Source organism: Ruegeria sp. YTSC106 (genome assembly GCF_059609765.1).
Genome location: NZ_JBXWMI010000001.1, coordinates 352,922 through 376,366, shown reverse-complemented (window position 1 = coordinate 376,366; position 23,445 = coordinate 352,922). Strand labels below are relative to the sequence as shown.

General features: G+C 57.6%; 22 protein-coding genes. 12 read left to right on the top strand and 10 right to left on the bottom strand.

Features of this window, described 5'->3' with window-relative positions; all coding sequences use genetic code 11:
• Positions 1-11: 11 nt before the first annotated feature.
• The 5 genes from AC2FEB_RS01685 to AC2FEB_RS01665 form a co-directional block, all read right to left on the bottom strand.
• Complete coding sequence (locus tag AC2FEB_RS01685; RefSeq protein ID WP_496670370.1) at positions 12-542, bottom strand: ester cyclase; 531 nt, start codon at positions 540-542, stop codon at positions 12-14.
• A 127-nt stretch (positions 543-669) separates the two neighbouring features.
• A complete protein-coding gene (locus AC2FEB_RS01680; RefSeq protein ID WP_496670373.1) occupies positions 670-1,824 on the bottom strand; it encodes a carbohydrate ABC transporter permease in 1,155 nt (384 codons plus the stop codon).
• Position 1,825: 1 nt separating this feature from the next.
• Positions 1,826-2,848, bottom strand: coding sequence for a carbohydrate ABC transporter permease (locus tag AC2FEB_RS01675; protein ID WP_117873053.1), 1,023 nt, complete (start codon positions 2,846-2,848; stop codon positions 1,826-1,828).
• Positions 2,849-2,914: 66 nt separating this feature from the next.
• Positions 2,915-4,126, bottom strand: coding sequence for an ABC transporter substrate-binding protein (locus AC2FEB_RS01670; RefSeq protein WP_117873054.1), 1,212 nt, complete (start codon positions 4,124-4,126; stop codon positions 2,915-2,917).
• A gap of 75 nt (positions 4,127-4,201) precedes the next feature.
• The gene (locus AC2FEB_RS01665; RefSeq protein ID WP_117873055.1) at positions 4,202-5,248 is read right to left on the bottom strand and encodes an ABC transporter ATP-binding protein; all 1,047 of its coding nucleotides are present in this window, start codon (positions 5,246-5,248) and stop codon (positions 4,202-4,204) included.
• Between the two features lie 248 nt (positions 5,249-5,496).
• Between AC2FEB_RS01665 and AC2FEB_RS01660 the strand changes: the two genes are divergently transcribed.
• Positions 5,497-6,414 carry a nuclear transport factor 2 family protein gene (locus AC2FEB_RS01660; RefSeq protein ID WP_496670377.1) on the top strand — a complete coding sequence of 306 codons (918 nt, stop codon included), beginning with the start codon at positions 5,497-5,499 and terminating at the stop codon, positions 6,412-6,414.
• Positions 6,411-7,283, top strand: a complete 873-nt coding sequence (locus AC2FEB_RS01655) for an amidohydrolase family protein (RefSeq protein WP_496670380.1) — start codon at positions 6,411-6,413, stop codon at positions 7,281-7,283. Before AC2FEB_RS01660 ends, AC2FEB_RS01655 begins: the two co-directional genes overlap by 4 nt.
• 126 nt (positions 7,284-7,409) lie before the next feature.
• On the opposite strand, the gene AC2FEB_RS01650 is transcribed toward AC2FEB_RS01655, so the two are convergent.
• Genes AC2FEB_RS01650 through AC2FEB_RS01635 form a run of 4 tightly spaced genes read right to left on the bottom strand, consistent with a single transcriptional unit; the run spans position 7,410 to position 13,019 of the window.
• Positions 7,410-8,447: an ACP S-malonyltransferase gene (locus AC2FEB_RS01650; RefSeq protein WP_496670382.1), complete on the bottom strand. Its 1,038-nt coding sequence runs from the start codon at positions 8,445-8,447 to the stop codon at positions 7,410-7,412.
• Entirely contained in the window at positions 8,444-10,633 is a 2,190-nt protein-coding gene (locus AC2FEB_RS01645; protein ID WP_496670384.1) for a dehydrogenase E1 component subunit alpha/beta, read from the bottom strand. The genes AC2FEB_RS01650 and AC2FEB_RS01645 overlap by 4 nt, the downstream gene beginning before the upstream one ends.
• A gap of 11 nt (positions 10,634-10,644) precedes the next feature.
• Positions 10,645-11,847 (bottom strand): acyl-CoA dehydrogenase, encoded by a 1,203-nt coding sequence (locus AC2FEB_RS01640; RefSeq protein WP_496670387.1) that lies wholly within the window; start codon positions 11,845-11,847, stop codon positions 10,645-10,647.
• Complete coding sequence (locus tag AC2FEB_RS01635; RefSeq protein WP_496670390.1) at positions 11,844-13,019, bottom strand: pyridoxal phosphate-dependent aminotransferase; 1,176 nt, start codon at positions 13,017-13,019, stop codon at positions 11,844-11,846. The genes AC2FEB_RS01640 and AC2FEB_RS01635 overlap by 4 nt, the downstream gene beginning before the upstream one ends.
• 89 nt (positions 13,020-13,108) lie before the next feature.
• Here AC2FEB_RS01635 and AC2FEB_RS01630 point away from each other — a divergent pair, with 89 nt between their 5' ends.
• The gene (locus AC2FEB_RS01630) at positions 13,109-14,014 is read left to right on the top strand and encodes a LysR substrate-binding domain-containing protein (RefSeq protein WP_496670393.1); all 906 of its coding nucleotides are present in this window, start codon (positions 13,109-13,111) and stop codon (positions 14,012-14,014) included.
• A 44-nt stretch (positions 14,015-14,058) separates the two neighbouring features.
• On the opposite strand, the gene AC2FEB_RS01625 is transcribed toward AC2FEB_RS01630, so the two are convergent.
• Positions 14,059-14,934: a LysR family transcriptional regulator gene (locus AC2FEB_RS01625; protein WP_496883816.1), complete on the bottom strand. Its 876-nt coding sequence runs from the start codon at positions 14,932-14,934 to the stop codon at positions 14,059-14,061.
• Between the two features lie 132 nt (positions 14,935-15,066).
• Between AC2FEB_RS01625 and AC2FEB_RS01620 the strand changes: the two genes are divergently transcribed.
• The 9 genes from AC2FEB_RS01620 (at position 15,067) to AC2FEB_RS01580 (ending at position 23,439) form a co-directional block, all read left to right on the top strand.
• Positions 15,067-16,032, top strand: coding sequence for an NAD(P)-dependent oxidoreductase (locus tag AC2FEB_RS01620; protein WP_496670396.1), 966 nt, complete (start codon positions 15,067-15,069; stop codon positions 16,030-16,032).
• A 345-nt stretch (positions 16,033-16,377) separates the two neighbouring features.
• Complete coding sequence (locus AC2FEB_RS01615; protein WP_496670399.1) at positions 16,378-17,409, top strand: sterol desaturase family protein; 1,032 nt, start codon at positions 16,378-16,380, stop codon at positions 17,407-17,409.
• A 168-nt stretch (positions 17,410-17,577) separates the two neighbouring features.
• Complete coding sequence (locus AC2FEB_RS01610) at positions 17,578-18,393, top strand: PaaX family transcriptional regulator C-terminal domain-containing protein (protein ID WP_496670402.1); 816 nt, start codon at positions 17,578-17,580, stop codon at positions 18,391-18,393.
• 232 nt (positions 18,394-18,625) lie between these two features.
• Positions 18,626-19,828: a 3-oxoadipyl-CoA thiolase gene (gene pcaF, locus AC2FEB_RS01605; RefSeq protein WP_299897800.1), complete on the top strand. Its 1,203-nt coding sequence runs from the start codon at positions 18,626-18,628 to the stop codon at positions 19,826-19,828.
• A 15-nt stretch (positions 19,829-19,843) separates the two neighbouring features.
• Complete coding sequence (gene paaA / locus AC2FEB_RS01600) at positions 19,844-20,821, top strand: 1,2-phenylacetyl-CoA epoxidase subunit PaaA (protein WP_496670405.1); 978 nt, start codon at positions 19,844-19,846, stop codon at positions 20,819-20,821.
• Positions 20,822-20,844: 23 nt separating this feature from the next.
• Positions 20,845-21,129, top strand: coding sequence for a 1,2-phenylacetyl-CoA epoxidase subunit PaaB (gene paaB, locus AC2FEB_RS01595; RefSeq protein ID WP_050604311.1), 285 nt, complete (start codon positions 20,845-20,847; stop codon positions 21,127-21,129).
• Entirely contained in the window at positions 21,129-21,887 is a 759-nt protein-coding gene (gene paaC / locus AC2FEB_RS01590; protein ID WP_496670408.1) for a 1,2-phenylacetyl-CoA epoxidase subunit PaaC, read from the top strand. The genes paaB and paaC overlap by 1 nt, the downstream gene beginning before the upstream one ends.
• A 6-nt stretch (positions 21,888-21,893) precedes the next feature.
• Positions 21,894-22,352, top strand: a complete 459-nt coding sequence (gene paaD / locus AC2FEB_RS01585) for a 1,2-phenylacetyl-CoA epoxidase subunit PaaD (RefSeq protein WP_299897812.1) — start codon at positions 21,894-21,896, stop codon at positions 22,350-22,352.
• Between the two features lie 13 nt (positions 22,353-22,365).
• Positions 22,366-23,439, top strand: coding sequence for a 2Fe-2S iron-sulfur cluster-binding protein (locus AC2FEB_RS01580; protein ID WP_496670411.1), 1,074 nt, complete (start codon positions 22,366-22,368; stop codon positions 23,437-23,439).
• Positions 23,440-23,445 lie beyond the last annotated feature (6 nt).

Sequence of the window (23,445 nt, the reverse complement as noted above, 5' to 3'; positions counted from 1 at the left end):
CTTTCCAATCCTCAGTTTTGCGGCCGGGGCGGACGTTTCTCACCCCGATCAAATGCTTCCCAGCCTTCGCCGTTGAATAGGTCCACGCCCAGCTGAGCCGCAACGTGGGCAAAGTCGACATTCACCCAGTTGTCGACAATCTTGCCGTCGACCACTTTCCAGAAGTCCATGTACCTGATCTCAACACGCTTGCCCGTGGGGGCGATGCCCAGAAACTCGCCGGAATGCGTGGCTTCCTGACGGCCAAACGCGGCTGCCCATTCACCCATGTAAAGACGTGCCTCGTCTATACAGGTCTTGTCCGAAAACGCCGCTTGGAACGGGCGTTGCCAGTTGTCCTGAAACTCTTTCAGGCCGGTCTTGGTTCCGCAGCCTTGATTGCCCATCCAGCGGAAGCCTTGGGCGAAGAATTCTCCGATATCGTCTATACGGTGGTCGTTCAGACCATCCACCATTGTTTCGATCACGCGGCGTGTGTCGTCGGTTTTGCTCATGTCCGTGTCGCGGGTCAGAACCGCTTGTTCGGGACGGGAACCTTTCATCTTTCTATCCTTTCAGGTTGCCGAGGGAAGGGATTGGGACGTGCGGCCCCAATGCTCAGAAAGTCCCTTGGCATCCTGTTCAGCGCCGGATGGCGCGACATGGCATTATGTCGGGCCTTGTTGCTCATTAGCCTTTGACTGCCCCGGCTGTCAGGCCGCTTACGATCTGGCGCTGGAAGATCAGGACAAGGAAGATCAGAGGAGCGGTGATTGACACGGCGGCGGCCACGGCAACCACTTGGTCGGTTGTCGTGGTCTCGCGGTTGAACATGCCGACGATGGCGGGAACCATGGTCTGGTTCTGCGCGTCCAACAGCAACGCGGTGACAAGAAAGTCGTTATAGGCCAGCAGAAAGCTGAACAGACCTGTTGTGATCACGCCTGGCCACATCACCGGCATGATGACACGGCGGAAGGCCTGAAAGTGGCTGCATCCATCCACGCGGGCGGCCTCGTCCAATTCGGACGGGATGTTCTGGAAGAACGAGCGTAGCATCCAGATCGTGAAGGGTTGATTGATCGCAACCAGAACAGCGATTACCGCAAAAGGCTTGCCGTACAAGGTTGGTGCGTTTTCCCCTAAGATCGGGCTCAGCCATTCTGCCGAGTTTATGAACACCGGCAGATAGCCTGCCACCAGAACAGAATGCGGCAGGGCTCGGAACACCAGTGCAACGATCAGGATCCAGAAGGCCAAAGTTGATCCTGACCGAGCCAGGCCGTAGCCTGCCAATGTGCCCACGGTCAGCGACACTGTCACCACGCCCGTCGTTACGATCAGCGAGTTCTTGAAGTTGTTTGAAAAGCCCCGGTCGATCCAGACGGTTTTGTAATGCTCGGTCGTCAGACCAAGCACATCCCGTCCCAGAGGGCCAGACAGCGGGTTCAACAGGTTCAGGATTGCAGGCAGGACGACGAAGAACACCAGCAGGAAACCCACCAGCAAGGCCAGCACACCGATCAGCCAGCCGAACCATTCCTGTCCGGGTTTGGTGTAGGACCTGACCATTGAAGGTAACGTTCTCGTTGCCGCGAGGATCGTGCCCCAGATAACCGCGATGCCCAGAATGATATCCAGCAGCGACAACCCCTTTCCGACGCTCAGCGTGGCCGGCCCGAAGATCACGTTCAGCGCATTGCTGTCGAATGCATCGACGGGTGACTTGAAGCTCATCACCACGATCCAGAAGATCGGGAAGGCTGCGATCAGGCACCAGAATGCCAGAAAAATGTTTGAGGTCAGCCGTAGACTTAAAGGCTGCCGGAGCGCACGCGAGGACATATCAGTGACTTCCTTTGTGATCACGCCAGGTTCGGCGTAGCGGAAGGATAAGCAGGACGACGACGCCAATCATGGTCAGCATCGAGTTGGCCGAAGCCCGGCTGATCGACCGGTTGCCGGCTTGATCCGGCGTCAGGTAGTCGAAGGTCAGCCATTGCAGTGAGATAACGTAGCCCTGGCTCGAAAAGCCGACGATCTCTTCGAACACGCGGTAGCTGTCCATCAGGTGGATCATCGACACGAAGATGATCAGCGGCATCAGATGCGGGATGACGATGTACTTCAGCCGCTGCCAGCGGGTCGCTCCGTCTATTACGGCGCTTTCCAGGCTGTCCTGATTGACTGTTTGCAGACCGGCATAGAAGATGATGGCGGCAAAAGGCGCAACGTGCCAGACGCGGTAGATCATCATGAGAACTTCAATCGTCCAGGCCTGCGCGAACAGGGCTATGTCACGGTTCAGCCACCATTCCATCATCGCAGTCAGGATACCGTCGCCACGGAACAGCCAGTTGATCGACAGCACACCGATCACCGGCGTAATGATAAACGGCAGCAGTGAGACAAAAATCACCGGTCCGCGGATCGATCGCGCGGCATTGTTGATCAGGATCGCAATCCCTAGCCCGCACCCGACCACCAGCGGCAGAGTAATCAGCGTAAAGGTCAAAGTGAACCGCAACGCTTTCCAGAAATTGATGGTGGATAACACATGCCAACTGCCGTCGCTTATGGCACGCCATGCGCGCTCGGGCTCCAGCACGTTGCGATAGCTTTGCAAGCCGACATAATGGGTTTGCGTAATAATCTCGCCATGCTCGTCCAGCTTCGGCTGTGATACTTGCTCGGTCACGCAGGTCTGGGTCAGGAAGCCGGGTGTGCAGGTTTCCTTTTCGACGGTCTCATAGATCGGCTGGGTGACATAGAAACTCTGCTTGAACACGCTGACCAACGGGAACGCGATGAAGAGAAGCATCATAAAGACAGAGGGACCGACAAAGACGGCGAATGTCCGGAAATTCATGGCTCTGCCTTTCTAATGGTTCTCGAGGGAAAGGGATGGGAGGGCCGTAGCCCTCCCAAGGGAGGATCAGTTGCTGATCAGACCCGCTTCTTTCGCGGCAGTGACGTAGTCTGCCTCGATATCGGCCAGAGTCGTCTGCGCGTCTTTGGCACCGGTCAGGTAGTCGGCCAGTCCGTTACCCAACGAGGTGTGCATGATGCCCATAGGACCGGAAGCCGGGTAAGCCTTGGCACCGCCTTCAGCGGACGCTGCAGCACCTGCAGCCAAAGGACCTGCCGAATAGGCCGTGCTCAGCCATACGGCGACATCGTTGTTCGCACTGACCGTATCGGTGTCCATGCCCTCAAGTGCGACGCGGAAGGCAGCATCCGCTTCTTCGTCGCTCATGTTCGACGCCAGAACAATACCGTCCCACCAGATTGTGGTCGCCGGAACCGCCGATCCCATTGGAGCCGCGGCCATGGTCACCTTGCCAACGACCTGGCTTTCGGCCTCATCATTCATCGCGGCTGCACGACTGGCCCAAAGGTTTGCCATCGCGATCTTGCCCTGCTGGAACTGCTGCTGCACATAGGTCGAGTCAGAGACCAGATATTCCGGGTCCATGTACTCGGTCATGGCCTTCAATGTCTCAAGCGCTGCTACGCCTTGCTCATTGTTGATGGCAGGCATGTTGCCGTCACCAAAGAACGAACCGCCCTCGCCCAAATACATATTGACGAACTCCTGACCAAGGTTCCAACCGGTCTTGAACGTCCCACCAATGGGATAGTCCATGACGCCGGCTTCCTTGATCTTGGCAGCCGCGGAAAGAACATCGCCATATGTCTTGGGCTCCTCGATGCCCAGTTCAGCCAGAACATCGTCGCGATACATCAGGTGCTGCGCATTCACCATCATCGCAATCGCCATGGTCTTGCCATCAACTTTGATTAACTGATTGGGCAGCAAATCCTGACCGTACTTCTCGACCAGATCGTCCAGCGGACGGATCGTACCGGCGTTGAGCAAAGGCACCAGAGTTGCGTTCGAAACACCGCCGATCTGATAAAGCGCCGGATCAGCGGCAAATGCCTCAGGTTGCTTTTCGCGGAATTCCTGGTCCAGCGACGCGCTGAAATTGCCGCATTCTGCCATCGCATCGGTGACCGCCTTCCAGGCTTCAAAACCGGCGGACAGTGATTTCAGCGGTACATCATTTTCAAAGGCGCAATCTGCCCACGAGCCGGTGGCGGCGATGGACATGGCTCCGGCCATGAGGATCGTCTTGAGTTTCATAGGTTTCTCCCTGTCAGGATCGGTCCGTCGTCGACGTCCGGACCGGTGTTATGCCCTTTCGGGCCATTTGTGGGGTCAGCCCCCGATCCGCGCACCACTTCCAGCTTCGAAGAGGTGACAGATTTCTGTCGGCACCGAGAACGAGACCGTTTCGCCAATCTCGGCGCGGAATGCTTTGTCTGCTTTCACCGAAACCAGAGCTCCGCCTACCCGAACCGAGATCATGGTCGCGTCGCCCAGCAATTCCAGTGTATAGATCGGAGCGGTGATCTGACCTTTCCCATCGGCAAGGCTGGCATCTTCCGCCCTGAAGCCCAGTGTCATTGGACCGTCTGGGGCATCCACTGGGATTTCGACATGTTCGGCACGGAACATTCCGCCTGAAACGTCGCCATCCATCAAGTTCATCGCGGGTGAACCAATGAAGCTGGCCACAAACGTGTTTGCCGGCATGTCATAGATTTCCGTGGGGCTGCCAACCTGCTGCACCACGCCCTGTTTCATCACCACAACGCGGTCGGCCAGTGTCATCGCTTCGATCTGGTCATGGGTCACATAGATCGTCGTCACGGCCAGCTCGTGACTGAGGTTCTTGATCTGCGCCCGGGTGGAGACCCGCAGTTTGGCGTCAAGATTCGACAGCGGTTCGTCCATCAGGAACACATTTGGTTCGCGCACGATAGCACGGGCGAGCGCCACTCGCTGTCGCTGACCACCTGAGAGCTCGGCGGGTTTGCGATGTAGAAAATCGTCCAGCTCGACCATCGCGCTGGCGCGGCGTACCTTTTCGTCGTGGGTCGACGGGTCGATGCCGCGCACCTTCAGCGGAAAACGGATGTTTTCATAGACGTTCATGTTGGGATAAAGCGCGTAGCTCTGGAACACCATCGCAACGTCGCGGTCCTTCGGCTCCAGATCGTTGATCACATTCCCATCGACCAGGATTTCGCCCTCGGTCACGTCCTCAAGTCCGGCGATCATCCGCATCGTCGTTGTCTTGCCGCAACCCGAGGGGCCGAGTAGGACCAGAAACTCGCGATCAGCAATGGTCAGGTCGAAATTGTGAACCCCAACAAATGAGCCCCATCGCTTGCCGACGTTCCGCAATTGAATTTCCGCCATGGTGCCCCCTGCAAGGAATCATTTTGCATACGTTTGCAAAACTGTAATTCGCATGTACCAAATCAGGCAAGACTTTTTTGCATGCGTATGCAAAACTACAGGAAAAGTCCGACTCAAACTGGCTTGGCACCCCTCGCAACACTTTGACTAAAATGGTAAATACCGTGAACTTTCAGACAGAAAAAAAACTTGTCTCTGCGTTTCATACCGCAATGGATTCCGCAGCGGAGAAAGAAACTCCGAAGGTAATGAGCCAATTCTGCGCTTCAGAGTTGAAGTGGCGCGGCTTTCATCCGTTCAATGAAATCAACGGCGCCGAACAGGTTGCCCAGCAATTCTGGCAGCCGCTGAAGGGCAGTCTAGCTCACTTGCAGAACCGAGTGGATATTCTGTTTGCGGGGCAAAACGCGTTGCGCGGAGAGACCGACGTTTGGGTTGTCGCCATGGGCCATTTGATGGGGCTGTTCGATCGACCGTGGTTGGGTATTCGCCCAAACGGCAAATTGGCGTTCCTGCGTTATTGCGCGTTTTACAAAGTAGCTGGTGACAGAATTGTCGAAACCGCGATGTTCTTCGACATCCCGCACCTGATGGTCCAAGCTGGCCAGAACCCGTTCCCCCCTCAGACAGCAGCACATTTGGTGCAGCCCGGACCAAGGTCGCATGTTGGATTGCTGCTTGATGAACAACCCGCAGACGAAGGCGAAAAGACACTGGCGGTCATCAACGCGATGATTGCGGATCTGGGCCGCTGGGACAGCGGACTGTCGCTGGAAGAAGAATTGGCGCGAACGTGGCACCAGGACATGATCTGGTGGGGCCCCGAAGGAATTGGCGCGACCTACACGATCGAACGCTATGCCAGGCAACACTCTGGACCGTTTCGCGCCGCTTTCACAGATCGATCAAAGACCAATCACGTCTGCCGCCTGGCCGAAGGGCATTACGGTGGCTTCTTTGGATGGCCCAACTTTACTGCTACGCCCACAGGGGGTTTCATGGGGATGCCAGCCACCGGAAAACCCGGTGAATTCAGGGTGATCGATATCTATCGCCGCGTCGAAGACAAGCTGGCCGAAAACTGGATATTCATCGACTTGCTGCATTTCTGGAAAGGGCAAGGTGTAGACATTCTGGCGCGCACCACCGGGATTGAAGCATCATGAGGATAGATGCGCATCACCACCTGTGGGACCTTTCTGCCGTGAACTATCCCTGGCTTATGGAGAAAGGTACAGTTCGGTTTTTCGGCGACCCGTCTTCCATCCAGCGGGACTATTTGCTCCCGGAGTTTCGCGCAGACGCCATAGCCATGGGGTTCAGCGCTTCGGTACACATTCAGGTCGGTGCTGCTGACCCCTGGGCCGAGGCGCAGTGGGTACAATCCGTTGCCGACCAGTTCCCGGACTGGCCGTTGGTGCAAGTGACATTCTGCGATCTGACCTCTGATGATCTGGATGCACAGCTCGACCGTCTTCAAACCCTGCCTTCGGTGCGCGGCGTTCGTCAGATTATTGGCCGCGCACCGGGTGAAGACGCCTCAACTGGCACGAACGCGTTACTTGAAGACCCAAAGTTCTTGACTGGTTTGAAGCAACTAGGCACCCGGGGGCTTTCCTTTGATCTGCAACTGCTGCCAGAGCTGATGGGTCAAACCGCGAATGTCCTCGCACTGGCCCCGGAAACCCGGATCGCACTCTGCCACGCAGGTTCGCCGTACGATCGGACTCCGCAAGGTTTGCGAGTGTGGGCAGATGAATTGACGGCATTGTCAAGCCTGCCACAAATCTGTTGCAAACTCTCCGGCCTCGGAATGTTCGACCACAACTGGAACGCTGAAAGCGTCTCGCCGATCGTTTCTACCTGCTTGTCTCAGTTCGGCGCCGATCGCTGCATGTTCGGATCGAACTTCCCGGTCGACAGCCTTACCTCAACTTACAAAGAAGTCGTTTCCCGACACGAGGAACTCATCCCGGAGTCGATGCTGGACGACGTATTTCGCGGCACATCAGAACGTTTCTATCGCGTTGAATAGCGGCGGCACATACAAGCCAGCATACCTGCGCCGTTTTACTGAGACCGCTTGGCAAACTCGGCGAAAGGCCATGCGAATGAAAGCTCCTGCACGCAGGCTTTAAAGTTGACCGGCAGGCCCGCACCTTCATGTCACCTGTTTCCTCTGATCCTCCATTCCCATTGAGCACAGAATCGGACTGCTGTTTTGGCGAGACTGAAACGTGGACTTGTCCGACAGTCCGGACCAATTTGTCAGGATCAGGCTTTGTGCGACGGCACCGCCCAGTGTGGTGCCAGGACCGGTGACAATGAACAGATCCGGTGCGAACTCGTGCGCGGCCTGCGCTATGGCATGGGTGAAATCATAAGTCTCGGTCACTTGATGGCCCAGGGTGTAATCCCAAAGCGCATTCAGGTCGCAAGCTCCGGGCCACCATATCCGGCCACGACCGTCGATCAGGGGTAGGTCCGGTTGCCGAAACAAGCCAGCGCCCAGTTGCATGCGGCCTTGCGCCGAGACCGGAGCCTGAAGATGCGAATGGAACCCGGCATGGTTGGCCAATCGCATGGGAAAACGTTCCTGAACCACAGGTACGGCCTTTTCGAACACGGCCAAACCGGCGTCGTCGCCTGCAAGTACCAACATGCCGCCCAGATCAATCGACAGGGTCAGCGTTGCATCGGTTCGGTCAATGTCATCCACCAAGGCAAGCAGCTCTGCCTTGCGGGCCTGATCAGGACGCCAGTCGGAATCCATGAAAGGATAGATCAATTGGCCACCGATCATGTTTTCCTGCATCTGAGTGCCCATGGTGTTGACCACCTCGAACCCTCCTTCGGCTGATAGCGCACCGCCGCAGGCCAGCGCCGAATACCAGCCCATCGAATTTCCCGTCACCCCAACCACTTCGATTCTGTCAGGATTGATGGCGCGGAAATCGCCCAGAGTAGCGGCGTAGATCAGGGCGGATGCATTGTCGCCTCGCGTGTGCTTGGCCATGGAATATCGTGCGGCACCGTCCAGTTCGCTGAGGGTGTCTTGCCCCTGCGCGCGCCGCATGTCATCAAAGCGCGCCAGAAGGGCCTTGTCGCTGAATTGCTGACCCAGAACACCCAGTTCGGGCTTGTTATAGGTACCTCGGCCGGGGCAGATGACGACGGCAGTTTGTTTGGCGGAACTCATTTGCCGGCCTCCATCAAGGATCGCGCGGCTGCTTCGATGCTTTCTTTCGATGGCATGGTTGCAGCATAGGCCGGGCCGGTGGCAATAAAGCTGTCTTCGGCGGTAATTCGGGCCAGCGGCACATCGGTGGTTTCGTGGAAATGCGCCATGAGAGCTTCGGCCACACCGCCATGATGGCGGGTTTCGTCTACAATCAGTATGCGTTTGGCCCCGGTCGCGGCCTGTGTCAGTGCCGCTTTGGGTAATGGGGACAACCAGCGCATATCAACGATCCGGGTTTTGATCCCGTCAGCCTGCAACGCTTGGCGTGCCTGATGGCTGAGATAGACGCCATTTCCAAATGTGACAATTGCAAGATCGTTGCCGTCACCCTCCACACCTACCTCGCCGAAGCCGATCTTTTCAGGAGGGTCGGGATAGGTTTGCATCCAGCCGCCGTCTCCGGCCTCGTACAGGTCCCGCATCGGGTAAAGCGCGATGGGTTCGAGGAAGACGACCAGCCGCTGTTCTTCACGCGCGAGGCGCACGCATTCTCGCAGCATCCGGGCGGCGTCGGCACCGTTCGACGGGCAGGCCAGTATCAGGCCCGGAATGTCGCGTAATACAGCAACCGAGTTGTCGTTGTGGAAATGTCCGCCAAACCCTTTTTGATACCCCAGTCCGGCAATGCGCACGACCATCGGGTTGGTGTATTGACCGTTCGAGAAAAAGGGCAGGGTGGCGGCCTCACCTCGCAGCTGATCCTCGGCATTGTGAAGATAGGCCAGAAACTGGATTTCCGGCATTGGCGTGAACCCGTTCTGAGCCATGCCGATCGCCAGGCCCAGGATCGACTGTTCGTCCAGCAACGTGTCGATCATCCGATCAGGGCCAAACCGTGTTTGCAGCTTTTGGGTCACGCCGTAAACGCCGCCTTTGCGCCCGACATCTTCCCCCATCATGACGATCTCGCCATGTTCCAGCATCAGATCGGTCAGTGCCCAGTTGATCAATCGCGACATGATCTGCGGTTCGGAATGTGCCTTGAGGTCGCTGCCGAACACCTCGGTCCGACGCTCGGGTGCTGGGCCATTGGTTGGTGCGCAGCGGCGCGCGGGCGGGATCAGGCTGGCCATCACCTCTTTGGCATGTTGCAGGCGAGGGCGAGTGACTGCCTGATCGGCCACGCGGGCCACCCGGGCGCAGGTATCATTATAGACGCCTAGCGCCTGTTCCGGGCTCATCGCGCCGAACTGATCCAACAGGCGCACGGAATGCAGCAGCGGGTCGTTGGCCTCTTCGGCCTCAACCTCGGCCTTTGGCATATATGTGGTTGGCATATCGGCCCCGGCGTGACCGTACAGACGAACAGTCCGAACATGCAGAAAGGCGGGTTTCTTTCGGCTGCGCACATAGTCGGCCGCCTGTTGCGCAACGTGGTAGGAGTCAAACATGTCCAACCCGTCGCACGAGAAATACTTTAGGCCGGGGCGACCCGAGAAAGTGGCCGCGATCCAGCCTTTCGGCGTTTTGGTCGAGATACCGATTCCGTTGTCTTCACAGCAGAACAGCAGGGGCAGGGGTACTGACTGGAAAGACGTCCACTGCGCTGTGTTGAACGCACCTTGTGAGGTGGAATGGTTGGCCGAGGCATCACCGAAGGAACAGAAGACGATGGCGTCGTCCGGCATATCTGCATGTTCCGGACGGCGACGACGCGCTGCGCTAATGCCATACGCCGCGCCAACCGCCTTGGGAAGGTGGCTGGCGATGGTCGAGGTCTGCGGTGGAATGCACAGCGCTTTTGATCCCAGAACCTTGTGGCGCCCGCCACTGATCGGGTCTTCGGAGGACGAGGCAAAGGACAGCAGAATGTCCCATGTCGGGCTTTGACCCGGCACCTGATCCGAGCGGGCAATCTGGAATGCCGCATCGCGGTAGTGCAGGAAGGCCGGATCGGTCGGGCGCAGGGCTGCGGCAACAGCCGCCATGCCCTCATGCCCGGACGACCCGATCGTGTAGAACCCCTGACCCGCCTTCTGCATCGCTCGGCTTTGCTGATCGAGCGCCCGGCTCAGGCATTGCGCCCTGAAAAGCGCAACGGCTTCTGGGCCGGTCAGAGGACCTGACGGAGCAGTCCCTTCAGGAAAGTCCCGCGCTGCAACCCGGCGCAGGAAATTGTCATGCACGATTGCGGCGCGATCCATGTCAGATGTCCTTAGGCGAAGGCTTGCAGACCTGTCTGCGCACGACCTAGGATCAGGGCATGCACGTCATGGGTGCCTTCATAGGTGTTGACGGTTTCAAGGTTCACCATGTGACGGATCACGTGGAAGTCCTGACTGATCCCGTTGCCACCATGCATATCGCGCGCATGACGGGCGATCTCAAGCGCCTTGCCGCAATTGTTTCGTTTGATCAGGCTGACCATCTCGGGCGCGGCGCGGGCTTCGTCCATCAGGCGACCCACGCGCAGCGCGGCTTGCAGGCCCAGCGTGATCTCGGTCTGCATGTTGGCAAGCTTCAGTTGAAACAGTTGTGTCTGCGCCAGCGGACGGCCGAACTGTTTGCGGTCCAACCCATATTGCCGGGCCGCGTGCCAGCACGCCTCGGCTGCGCCCATTGACCCCCATGCAATGCCGTAACGCGCACGGTTCAGACAGCCGAATGGGCCTTTCAGACCTTCGACATTGGGCAGCAGGGCGTCTTCGCTGACCTCGACATTGTTCATCACGATCTCACCGGTGATCGAGGCGCGCAGAGACAGCTTGCCTTCGATCTTGGGGGCCGACAGCCCAGCCGTTCCCTTATCCAGTACAAAGCCCTTGATCTTGCCGCCATGTGCCTCGGATTTGGCCCAAACAACGAACACGTCCGCGATCGGGGCGTTCGAGATCCACATTTTCGACCCGTTCAGTACATAGCCGCCCTCGGTTTTCCTTGCGATTGTCTTCATCGAACCGGGGTCGGAACCGGCATCGGGTTCAGTCAGCCCAAAACAGCCGATATATTCGCCGCTTGCCAGTTTCGGCAGGTATTTCGTGCGCTGATCTTCGGTGCCGTAGGCGTAAATCGGATACATCACCAGGCTGGATTGCACCGACATCATTGAGCGGTAGCCGCTGTCCACACGCTCGACCTCGCGCGCGACCAGACCATAGGTCACATAGCTGGACCCAATACCGCCATATTCCTCGGGAATGGTTGTTCCCAGCAACCCCATCTCGCCCATCTCGCGAAAGATGGCTGGGTCGGTTTCTTCATTGGCAAACGCGGCAGTTATCCGAGGCAGCAGCTTATCTTGCGCGTAGGCATGTGCAGCGTCACGAACCATGCGTTCGTCTTCGGCCAACTGGTCTTCCATCAGGAACGGGTCGTCCCAGGTGAAGGGACCGAGATGCGGGGCGGATTGAGGTTTCATGCAAGTTTCCTTTCCACAGCGGTTTTCAGACGTGCAAGGCCCGCTGCAATTGTATCTTCGGCATAAGCGAACGACAGGCGAAGATGGCCCGGCATTCCAAAGGCGCGGCCGGGCACCAGGGCAACGCCGGCATCTTCCAGCAACCACGTGCAGAATTCCGCGTCGCTGTCAAATGGCCCGCCTTGTTCCTTCAGCAGATCAGTGCAGGACGGAAAGGCATAAAACGCCCCGTCCGGTGCTGAACAGCGCAATCCGGGCACCGCATTCAACCCGTCTACGACCAGGTCTCGGCGAGTGGCAAAGAGGGCGCGACGCTCTTCCAGCAACCCGGGTTCGCAAGTGATCGCGGCCAGCGAGGCCCATTGTGAGATTGAGCATGCCCCCGATGTGACCTGTCCCTGTACAGCGACCATGGCTCTGATCAGATCGGTCGGTCCGATACCCCAGCCAATGCGCCATCCGGTCATTGACCAGGCTTTGGCCACACCGTTGACGATCAGCACGCGATTGGTCAGCGCCGGGGCGGCCTTGGCCACTGAAGCGAAAGGCACATAGCTGAGATGGCGGTAAATCTCATCCGCCAGAATCCAGACGTGAGTGTGGCGTTCCAACACCTCGAATAGTCCTGAAATTTCTGCTTTTGAGTAAATCGAGCCTGACGGGTTCGAGGGCGAATTCAGCATCAGCCAGCGCGTTCGCGGTGTGATGGCGGCCTCCAATTGTTCAGGCAGCAGTTTAAAGCCCTGCTCCATCGGGCAAGGCAAAACCACCGGCACCCCACCTGCCATGCGGACAATATCGGAATAACTCGTCCAATAGGGTGCAGGCATGATGACTTCGTCGCCGGGGTTAAGGCTGGCCAGCATCGCATTTGCGATTACCTGTTTAGCGCCTGTTGATACGATGACCTGAGTCATCTCGGTGCCCGCTTGTCGGGCGATTTCCGCGCGCAGTGCAGGCACACCGGCAGTGGGTGGATATTTGGTTTTACCTTCCAGTGCCGCTGAATGCGCAGCTTCGACCACATAAGGCGGTGTAGGCAGGTCCGGTTCGCCGGTTGACAGCGCCAGAACATCGCGCCCTTCAGCGCGCAGGCGGGCGGCGGCCTCTGAGATCTGGACGATTTCCGACAATTCGATACCGCTCAACCGGTCAGCGCGCTGGAACATCATATAACTTCCTCTGCAGATGAGTTTGGTTTTAGCCAGAAAGTCACTTGAGAAAAATACGCCAATAAGTATCCTTTCAGTGACTAAAACTCATGAATGTCATGCCCCGCATCAACTCACTGCCATCTCTTGCGCTCATGCGCAGTTTCGAAGCCGCCGCGCGCCATGAAAGCTATACAATGGCGGCCGAGGAGCTTGGTGTGACCCAAAGCGCGATCAGCCGTCAGGTCCGAGAGCTTGAGGCCGCGATTGGCGTTACGCTGTTTCGGCGGGTCGGTCGGGCCGTGCGCTTGTCAAAAGCGGGGCGGGCCTTGCGAGACGAGCTGGCAGGTGACCTTGAGCGTCTCAGTGGCACGATCAACCGTGCAATTGCAGCAGGAGACGGAGCGTCGCTATTGACCTTGGCTGTACTGCCCACCTTTGCGACGCGGTGGCTGGTGCCGCGCCTGCCGGATTTCAAAATGCGCCATCCGGGGATTGAACTGGACCTGCACTCCTACACGACGCCTTTCAGCCTTGAAGAACGACGCATGGATCTGGCAATCCATTTCGGGCAGGAGGATTGGCCGGGTGCGCAATTGCGCAGGTTGTTCCCCGAGCATCTGGTGGTCACGGCAGCACCCGAGTTGCTGAGGCGTCACAGGCTGGACACCCGCGCGCAAACCTTTGATCTGCCGCTTTTGCATCTGACCTCGCGCCCCGAGCTGTGGTCCACCTATCACTCTCAGCTCGGGATGGATCCGGGGGCGGTTTTTCTGGGGATGCGGTTTGACCAGTTCTCGATGCTGATCGAAGCCGCAGTCGTCGGTTTGGGTGCCGCTATTCTGCCCTCTTATTTGATTGAAGAAGAGGTGGCATCCGGCGTTCTGACCGAAATCGGCCAGATCACCAACACGTCGAACAGCGCCTATTACATTGCGACGCCAACTGGTCAGAAGAACGACGCGGTTCAGGCTTTTGCAAACTGGATCAGCAAGCAGACGCGGGCACGCGGGTAACTGGGCAAATACAGAAGATCGAATTCATTGCCCGCAGGCACATCTCAGGCAAAAATCTGCCTGAGCCAGGTTTCAAACATCTGTTTTGCAGCTGCGTTCGCGTTCGATCTCTGCCCATCGACAAGGAAATGGTTCTGTTCGATTGGAATGGCGTCCCCGACAATCGCGATGGACCTTCCGGCCTCGATTGCCGTTCTGGCAAAGCGCTCAAGGATTACTGCGTATCCTCCACCTTCCGACACAATGTCCACGGCGGCAATTGTCGTGTCCACGGTGTAGGAAGACGCCGTGGGAGAATACGTTATGCCGAATGCGGAGAAATACCTGTGCCACATGTCCTGAAACCCCAAGATCTGTATCTGCGGTTTATCAAGCAGTTCTTCAGTAGAAGGCCATTTCTGATTTCGCGACTTGGTCGCAACCGGAACGATGCGCTCATCCGAGATCTTGCTGATTGGCCCATCGTTCCATTCCCTGTTTCCCAAACGCAGTTCGACATCAACGTTTTCCCTGCCTGCGGATTCTGCCCAGATATTTGAAACCAACCTGATGGATACACCCGGGTGGGCGCGCGAAAACTCGGTCAATTTGCCGGCAAGGAACAAGCTGGCCGTGGAAATCGGCACACGCACGACCAACTCGTGCTTCTGACTGGAACCAAACAGGCTTGCGGTTGACAGGTCGATATCGCCCAAAGCGCGCCGAACAGAGAACGCATACGCCTGTCCGACCTCTGTCAGGCTTAGATTCCGCGCGGCGCGAAAGAACAAAGGGCAGCCCAGCTGTGCTTCCAGCGAGCGAACGTGCAGGCTTAAGGCCGTCTGTGTGATGCCCAGTTCTTCTGCCGCAGCAGTAAAGCTCATATGCCGTGCGGCACAGTCAAAAGACCGTAGCCAGACCAGGTTGGGCGATTTGGACATTTCCAGCACCAAAAAAATTTATGGATACTGGCGATATTTATTCGTTTTACACGCTGCATTCAACGCCCGTAAATTTCATCAGGGAAAAACAGTGCTGGTCATCAGATTGGGCATCGGAAAGGGAACGCAGGTATGAAAGTTGGATTTATCGGCCTTGGAAATGTCGGCGGGAAACTCAGTGGCAGTTTGCTGCGCAACGGCGTTGATCTGACCGTACACGATCTGAACTCTGATCTGGTGTCAGGTTTCGTCGACCGCGGGGCAAAGGCTGCTGAGAATCCGGCACAACTGATGCGGGATTGTGATGCGGTCATCACCTGCCTGCCTTCTCCGGCGGCTTCGGACGCCGTAATGCAGGAAATGCTGCCCGAAGTGACCGTGGGCAAAATCTGGATGGAAATGTCCACGACGGATGAAGCAGAGGTCAAGCGTCTGGGTGCTATGTTGAAGGATCGCGGTGGCGCTGCAGTCGATTGTCCGGTCTCGGGCGGATGTCATCGGGCGGATACCGGTAATATTTCGATCTTTGCCGGATGTGATCGCGCCACGTTCGAACGTATCCTGCCGTTCCTGACCACGATGGGGCGTCGCATTCTGCACACGGGCGAACTGGGATCAGCTTCGGTGCTGAAGGTGCTGACCAACTATCTGGCCACTGCAAACCTGATCACCTGTTCAGAGGCGCTTGTCGTCGCCAAAGCCGCCGGAATGGATTTGAATACGGCGTATGAGGCAATGAAGATCAGTTCGGGGACATCCTTCGTGCATGAAACCGAAAGCCAGGTAATTCTCAACGGATCTCGCGATATCTCATTCACGATGGATTTGGTTCTAAAGGATATTGGCCTTTTCCAGGAGGTGGCAGATCGCGCCGGGGTGCCGCTGGAGATCAATCCGCTTATGATCGAGGTTTTCAAGGATGGGATCGAGAAATACGGCCCCCGTGAGTTTTCCCCCAACATCATCCGCCGGCTTGAAGACAAAACCGGGCTGGATATCCGCGCACCGGGATTCCCATCGGAAATGCTGGACGATGAACCTGAAGAGCCCGGTTACGAAGTGATCCCGCAGGGATCTGACCTGAAGGCCGCCGAATAGGGCGGTGCGCGGCGGGCAGGAAACGGATCTACAGCATGGCGGATCATCATTCTTACGCCGTTACGTTCGCCGACATGGGGGATCCTGCATCACGCCTGAAGCAAATCGGCTGAAACGTCTGGCCGTTTTTCGTGCCGCGGTTGCTGAGGGGAACGGTTCGCTTTCCGTTGCAGGTGTCCGTAAGAAACCGGATGGGCGGGGCAAGTTGCGCAAGGCGCTCGATAACCACCGCCCGTGCCACGAATAGGTCACATCATGTATCGCCGGCCATCACGCAAATATCCTTACGAGCCTCCTCCGGCTTGGTCCTGAAAAAGGCGACTTTATTCAGGAAAGGACAATCACGTGACGACCCAAGATGCGAACCCTCAGGACACCACCTACGCACCGCCCGAGCCCGGCCCCATGAGCCGCGAATGGCATTGGCACCCGGACTTGCCGGTGAAATACGCCCCGTACTGGAACTGGCCGCCGAAAATCGGCGTCTTGGCGAAATGGGTTTGGCAGAACTGGCTTCAGTTCTCGGACCGCTCGATCTTTCTGGCCTTGGCCTTCCTTGTGGCCTTCTGGATACAACCCGTCGATGCCGGGCAGGCCTCGTTTGCCCCGGGCTGGATGTCATGGGTATTCATTCGGAACTGGGTGCTGCTGTTGATCGTCGCGGGTGGCCTGCACATGTGGTTCTACGGGGTCGACGGGCAGGGAAAGCTGCTGAAATACGACCCGAGACCCTACATGAAGCGCAAGAATGCTTTGTACAAGTTCGGCTATCAGACCTGGGACAACATCTACCATTCAATGGTCTTTGGCGCGACATTCCTGTCGATGCTGGAGTGCTTTCTGCGCTGGATGTACGCCAACAACTATATTGCATCGCTCAGCTTCACCGCGCATCCGGTCTGGTTCGTGCTGCTGTTTCCGATCCTGGCGATCTGGCAGAGCTTTCATTTCTACGTGGTGCATCTGTTTCTGCATCAGCCGTTCATCTACAGACATGTTCACGCCGTGCATCACCGCAACGTCAATACCGGCCCATGGTCGGGCATGTCGATGCACCCCGTCGAGGCCTTCGGATATCTTAGTGCCATCCTGATCGTGTTGGTACTGCCCAGCAACCCGGTCCACATGATCTTTCTGGGCTATTGGCTTATGCTGGGTGCCGCCTCGTCTCATTCCGGGTACGAGGCCATCTGGGTGCGCGACCGTCAGGCGTTGTTGATCGGGGCGTTTTTCCACCAGTTGCATCACCGTTATTACGAATGCAATTACGGCAATGCGGAAATGCCCTGGGACAAGTGGTTCGGTACCTATCACGACGGCTCGGAAGAGGCCACAAAACGAACACGCTACCGCAAGCGCGAAATGCACGCCAAATAGGGCGACACGCAACGCGGGCCGTGCGCAGATGGCGCCGCTATGGCGGATCATTTTTCTTGCCCGACAACGCTTGATTGAACCGACCCCGTTGCCGAAATCCTGACCCTATACGAAACTGGGCGCGCGGGGCCGGATGGCAATTCCCTCCGGCCCGATTATACTGGGCAAATGAAAGATACCGCTCCAGATTGGTTTGAAACCTGTGTCAGCCAGCTGACCACAACAAGTACTCAACGTGTGTGGTCAGTTCTGGTCACGATTTTCGGCGATCTGGCGCAGGATGGGTCGGATCAGATCAGTGGATCACTCATTACGGCGCTTACGCGTCTGGCGGGGATCAGGGCCGAGGCCACACGTGTTGCGTTGCATCGGTTGCGCAAGGAAGGTTGGATTGAAAGCACGCGGGTTGGTCGGAACAGTGTGCACAGGCTGACCAGCTTTGGTCGCAGTCAAAGCGTAGCGGCCGCATCGCGTATCTATTCCCGCGACTCGAACATGCCGGATATCTGGCATGTCCTCATCGCCAGCAACTCGGAAAGTTCCCGGAAGGAATTGTCGGATCTGATGCTGACAGGAGATTACTTCTCACTGAATGCGTCCACAGCCATGGCGCCCGGGCCGATGCCGGATGACCTTGAGGAGCTTCTGGGTTTCGAGAGCGACACGATTTCCGTCCCAAACTGGCTTCGGGATCTGTGTGGACCGGAGCCGCTGAAAACCGCCTATGATCAATTCTGGGACGCAATTCAGATTGTTGAGCGGCTTTTGCCTGCGGAAGGGGCGGGCGATCCGATGCGTTCGGCGGTTTTGCGCGTATTGGTCGTGCACGCTTGGCGACGTATCGTTCTGCGCCTTCCGAGCCTGCCGCCGGTTTTCCTGCCGGACGACTGGAAAGGCGCCGCGTGCAGAGAAGCTGTCTCGCACTTGTTGGACAGGCTGCCGCGCCCGTCGCTTTCGAGCTTGGAAGCCGAGCTGATAGACTAACCCTCAGCAAGGCAAAATTCGGGCGAGCTGTTGGATTTCCTGCCATAATCAAGAGTGGCTGTGTCGTTTTGTGCAGTCACGAAAACCTCTTTGGTCAGCAGTCACCTTTAATGTTACAGGATGTGCGACACATGAGAAAATTGAGTAACATAAGTCTTGCATCGAATCAGGGGAAGATTTATTAACCGACCAGACGGTTGATATTGTTCCGAGGGAACAGGGGTACTCTAAGATGGACGCTTTCATTTGTGACGCGACGCGCACTCCGATTGGACGATACGGAGGAGCGCTCTCGTCGGTCCGCACAGATGATCTGGCCGCTCTTCCTTTGGCGGCTTTGAAGGCGCGCAACCCTCAGGTCGACTGGGCCAGTGTTGACGACGTGATCTATGGCGATGCCAACCAGGCGGGCGAGAGCAACCGAAACGTTGCGCGTATGGCGGCACTGCTGGCGGGTTTGCCGATTGAAGTGCCGGGAACGACGGTGAACCGTTTATGTGCCAGCGGCATGGATGCTGTGGGAATGGTGGCGCGCGGCATCAAGGCGGGCGACTACGATCTGGCCATCGCGGGTGGCGTGGAAAGCATGTCCCGCGCGCCGTTCGTGATGCCCAAGGCAACTTCGGCGTTTACCCGCAGCAATGCGGTGTACGACACCACGATCGGTTGGCGCTTTGTGAACCCAAAAATGAAGCAGGCATACGGCGTGGACTCCATGCCGCAAACGGCCGACAATGTCGCCGAAGATTATGGTATCAGCCGGGAAGACCAGGATGCCTTTGCTGCACGCAGCCAGTCCCGCTGGGCCACCGCGCATGCGGCTGGGGTGTTCAAGGACGAAATCACGCCGGTTTCGGTTTCCCAGCGCAAGGGCGATCCGATTTTCGTTGATACGGACGAGCACCCGCGCCCGGGAACTACGGCCGAAAAACTCGCGGGTTTGAAAGGTGTGAACGGGCCCGATAAAACCGTGACGGCGGGAAATGCATCCGGTGTGAATGATGGCGCAGCGGCGATCCTGATGGCGAATGAGGCCGCAGCAGCCAAGAACGGTCTGACCCCGATGGCCCGGGTGGTTGGCATGTCGGTTGCAGGTGTTGCACCACGTGTAATGGGCATCGGCCCGGTGCCGGCTAGCCGCAAGGTTTTGGCCCGGGCAGGGCTGAGCGTGGATCAGATGGACGTGATCGAATTGAACGAGGCGTTTGCGTCTCAGGGCCTTGCCACTTTGCGCGAGCTGGGTCTTCCCGACGACGCGCCCCACGTGAACCCCAACGGTGGTGCGATAGCGCTGGGCCATCCCCTGGGCATGAGTGGTGCGCGTCTTGTGCTGACCGCGGCCTATCAATTGAAACGTACCGGCGGGCGATATGCCCTGTGCACCATGTGTGTGGGTGTTGGGCAGGGCGCGGCCCTTATTCTTGAACGCGTGTAACGGAGGAGACGGGACATGTATGCTCAGATGGTAGAATCCGAAGCGTCAAATGATGATCCGGACAAGCTTGCTGAATTCCAGGCGCGGATCGACGCGGATATCAAGATCGAACCTAAGGACTGGATGCCTCACGGGTATCGCAAGACGCTGATCCGTCAGATTGGACAGCACGCTCATTCCGAGATTGTGGGCCAATTGCCGGAAGGTAACTGGATCACGCGTGCGCCGACATTGGAACGGAAGGCGATCCTTCTCGCCAAGGTGCAGGACGAGGCCGGGCATGGTCTTTACCTGTATTGTGCGGCCGAAACGCTGGGTGTCAGCCGAGACGAGATTACCGAGATGCTGCTGGATGGCCGCATGAAATATTCGTCAATCTTCAATTACCCTACCTTGAACTGGGCCGATATCGGTGCCGTCGGGTGGCTGGTTGACGGGGCAGCGATCATGAACCAGGTGCCGCTGCAAAGAACGTCCTTCGGGCCGTATTCCCGCGCCATGGTCCGTATCTGCAAGGAAGAGAGTTTTCACCAGCGCCAGGGATATGATGCCATTCGCAAGATGGCCGAAGGCACGCCCGAACAGCGCAAGATGGCTCAGGATGCGATGAACCGTTTCTGGTACCCGTCGCTGATGATGTTTGGCCCGTCCGACAAAGACTCGGTGCATTCGGCCCAGTCGATGGCGTGGAAGATCAAGATCAACACCAATGACGAACTGCGCCAGAAATTCGTCGACCAAACCGTGCCGCAGGCTGAATACTTGGGCCTGACAATTCCTGATCCGGATATGAAGTGGAATGAAGAGCGGGGGCATTACGACTTCTCGGAACCCGACTGGTCCGAGTTCTTTGACGTGATCAAAGGCAACGGCCCCTGCAACGTGGATCGACTGGCTGCGCGCAACAAGGCATGGGACGACGGCAAGTGGGTTCGTGACGGGCTGTTGGCACATGCCCGCAAGAAACAGGCCGGTAATCTGGCTGCTGAATAAGCTTACCCTGAGGAGGATACCCGATGAATACCGAATGGCCCCTGTGGGAAATCTTCATCCGCGGTCAGCATGGGATGAGCCACCGACATGTCGGTTCGTTACATGCCCCTGACGCGGAAATGGCTATCAAGAACGCGCGCGACGTCTACACCCGTCGCAACGAAGGCGTCTCGATCTGGGTGGTCGAAGCCAACAACATCTCGGCTTCGTCGCCCAGCGACAAAGGTCCGTTGTACGAACCAAGCGAAAGCAAGGTGTACCGCCACCCGACTTTCTTCGACATTCCCGATGAAGTGGGGGCAATGTGATGACCCGGGATGAGGCATTTCTGCAATTCCTGCTGCGGATGGGAGACAACACCCTGATCCTCGGCCACCGTGTCAGTGAGTGGTGCGGCCATGCGCCGGTGCTGGAGGAAGATATCGCATTGGCCAACACTGCGCTGGACCTGATAGGTCAGACCCAGATGTGGCTGGGTCTTGCGGGCGAGGCCGATAGTGGCAAAAGCGCCGACGATCTGGCTTTCCTGCGCGACGCCTGGGATTTCCGCAACGTGTTGCTGGTCGAGGTGCCGAACGGCGATTTCGGCCGTACGCTGATGCGCCAGTTCCTGTTCGATGCGTGGCATTTGATCATGCTGGGACGCCTCATGACATCCTCGGACGAGCGGGTCTCAGCAATCGCCGCCAAGGCCAGTAAGGAAGTTACCTACCATCTGGAACGTTCGGGCGACACGGTTGTCGGGCTTGGTGACGGAACCGAGGAAAGCCATGCCCGGATGCAGGGCGCACTGGATTACCTGTGGCCCTATGTGGGCGAGATGTTTGCCAGCGACGAGGTTGACGCCCAGATGCTCGCCGCAGGTATCGCGCCGAACCCGGAGGACTTGCGAGAGGAATACGACACTTTGGTTGAGCGGGTTCTGAACCAGGCAACGCTGAGTGTTCCGGAAAGCCGTTTTGCCCATAAAGGCGGCCGCGATGGGCGCATGCATACCGAGCATCTGGGCCATCTGCTGACGCAGATGCAATGGCTGCAACGCGCCTATCCTGGAGCCAAGTGGTAAGAGCGGATGCGGGTCCCGACTGACCAGATATGGAGCTGGCTGGATGCCGTGCCCGATCCCGAAATCCCGGTGATTTCCGTCGTGGATTTGGGCATTGTGCGCGATGTGCGCTGGGAGGCTGACACGCTGGTCGTAACCGTCACACCAACGTATTCCGGTTGCCCGGCGACGTCCATTATCAGTATGGATATCGAAACCGCCCTGCGCGATCACGGCATCGGGGAACTGCGCATAGAAACCAGCATTTCGCCCGCCTGGACCACCGATTGGCTCAGCGAAAAAGGTCGCGCCAAGCTGGAAGACTATGGAATTGCGCCGCCGCAACCCGCCGGCGGCCCGGATCGCTGCCCCCATTGCGGTAGCAAGGCAGTCGAAAAGGTCAGCCAGTTCGGCTCGACCCCATGCAAAGCCCATTGGCGCTGCACGGATTGTCTGGAACCCTTTGACTATTTCAAGTGCATCTGAGGAGGAGCACCGGATGGCACGTTTTCACGACCTGAAAGTCACCGACATCCACAAAACCATCCGCGATGCGGTTGTTGTTACGCTTGAACCCGTAAATGGCGCAGCGGAACAGTTCGACTTCGCCGCCGGCCAGTACCTGACTTTCCGGCACGAATTTGACGGCGAAGAGTTGCGCCGCTCCTATTCCATCTGTGCTGGCAAGGATGACGGTGTTCTTCAGGTTGGCATCAAACGCGTCGAGGGCGGAGCCTTCTCAAGCTGGGCAAATGAAGAGCTCAACATAGGTGACGTCGTGCAGGCGATGCCACCAATGGGCAATTTTCACGTACCCATCGATGCGGATGCGGAAAAACAATACCTTGGCTTCGCTGGCGGATCGGGGATCACGCCTGTTCTGTCGATCCTCAAGACCACATTGGCCGGTGAACCCAAATCCCGTTTTACGCTGATCTATGCCAACAAGGGCATCAACACGATCATGTTCCGTGAGGAATTAGAGGATCTGAAAAACCTCTATATGGGCCGGCTGAACGTTATCCACATTCTCGAAACCGACGCGCAGGAGATTGACCTGTTTACCGGTCTGGTAACGCAGGAAAAATGCCGCGAGCTGTTCAAGCACTGGATCGATATCAAGACTGCAGACACGGCGTTCATCTGCGGACCAGAGCCGATGATGCTGGGTATTGCTGCCGCGCTTCGGGAACACGGGCTTGAGGAAAGCCAGATCAAGTTCGAACTCTTTGCCAGCGCCCAGCCGGGTCGGGTCAAGCGCAAGACAAGCGCGGCAGAGGCAGGCACGCAGGCAAACCAGACCAGCGCTTTGATCACATTGGATGGCGCTACGCAGACCGTGACCTTGCCGAAAGATCAGTCCATTCTGGATGCAGCCTTGGAAAATGCCATGGACGCGCCGTACGCCTGCAAGGCCGGGGTTTGTTCAACGTGCCGCTGCCGTGTCGTAGAAGGCGAGGTCGAGATGCTCGCCAATCACGCGTTGGAAGATTACGAGGTCGAAAAAGGTTATGTGCTGAGTTGTCAGGCGTACCCGGTGACCGACCGCGTGGTCGTGGACTACGACCAGTAAAGGGAG

Coding starts and splice junctions, on each gene's coding strand:
- AC2FEB_RS01580 (WP_496670411.1), top strand. CDS start 22,366: ATGGCACGTTTTCACGACCTGAAAGTCACCGACATCCACAAAACCATC.
- AC2FEB_RS01620 (WP_496670396.1), top strand. CDS start 15,067: ATGAAAGTTGGATTTATCGGCCTTGGAAATGTCGGCGGGAAACTCAGT.
- AC2FEB_RS01635 (WP_496670390.1), bottom strand. CDS start 13,019: ATGATGTTCCAGCGCGCTGACCGGTTGAGCGGTATCGAATTGTCGGAA.
- paaB (WP_050604311.1), top strand. CDS start 20,845: ATGAATACCGAATGGCCCCTGTGGGAAATCTTCATCCGCGGTCAGCAT.
- AC2FEB_RS01630 (WP_496670393.1), top strand. CDS start 13,109: ATGAATGTCATGCCCCGCATCAACTCACTGCCATCTCTTGCGCTCATG.
- AC2FEB_RS01685 (WP_496670370.1), bottom strand. CDS start 542: ATGAAAGGTTCCCGTCCCGAACAAGCGGTTCTGACCCGCGACACGGAC.
- paaA (WP_496670405.1), top strand. CDS start 19,844: ATGTATGCTCAGATGGTAGAATCCGAAGCGTCAAATGATGATCCGGAC.
- AC2FEB_RS01660 (WP_496670377.1), top strand. CDS start 5,497: ATGAGCCAATTCTGCGCTTCAGAGTTGAAGTGGCGCGGCTTTCATCCG.
- pcaF (WP_299897800.1), top strand. CDS start 18,626: ATGGACGCTTTCATTTGTGACGCGACGCGCACTCCGATTGGACGATAC.
- AC2FEB_RS01640 (WP_496670387.1), bottom strand. CDS start 11,847: ATGAAACCTCAATCCGCCCCGCATCTCGGTCCCTTCACCTGGGACGAC.
- AC2FEB_RS01680 (WP_496670373.1), bottom strand. CDS start 1,824: ATGTCCTCGCGTGCGCTCCGGCAGCCTTTAAGTCTACGGCTGACCTCA.
- paaD (WP_299897812.1), top strand. CDS start 21,894: ATGCGGGTCCCGACTGACCAGATATGGAGCTGGCTGGATGCCGTGCCC.
- AC2FEB_RS01645 (WP_496670384.1), bottom strand. CDS start 10,633: ATGGATCGCGCCGCAATCGTGCATGACAATTTCCTGCGCCGGGTTGCA.
- paaC (WP_496670408.1), top strand. CDS start 21,129: ATGACCCGGGATGAGGCATTTCTGCAATTCCTGCTGCGGATGGGAGAC.
- AC2FEB_RS01610 (WP_496670402.1), top strand. CDS start 17,578: ATGAAAGATACCGCTCCAGATTGGTTTGAAACCTGTGTCAGCCAGCTG.
- AC2FEB_RS01625 (WP_496883816.1), bottom strand. CDS start 14,934: ATGTCCAAATCGCCCAACCTGGTCTGGCTACGGTCTTTTGACTGTGCC.
- AC2FEB_RS01650 (WP_496670382.1), bottom strand. CDS start 8,447: ATGAGTTCCGCCAAACAAACTGCCGTCGTCATCTGCCCCGGCCGAGGT.
- AC2FEB_RS01670 (WP_117873054.1), bottom strand. CDS start 4,126: ATGAAACTCAAGACGATCCTCATGGCCGGAGCCATGTCCATCGCCGCC.
- AC2FEB_RS01675 (WP_117873053.1), bottom strand. CDS start 2,848: ATGAATTTCCGGACATTCGCCGTCTTTGTCGGTCCCTCTGTCTTTATG.
- AC2FEB_RS01665 (WP_117873055.1), bottom strand. CDS start 5,248: ATGGCGGAAATTCAATTGCGGAACGTCGGCAAGCGATGGGGCTCATTT.
- AC2FEB_RS01655 (WP_496670380.1), top strand. CDS start 6,411: ATGAGGATAGATGCGCATCACCACCTGTGGGACCTTTCTGCCGTGAAC.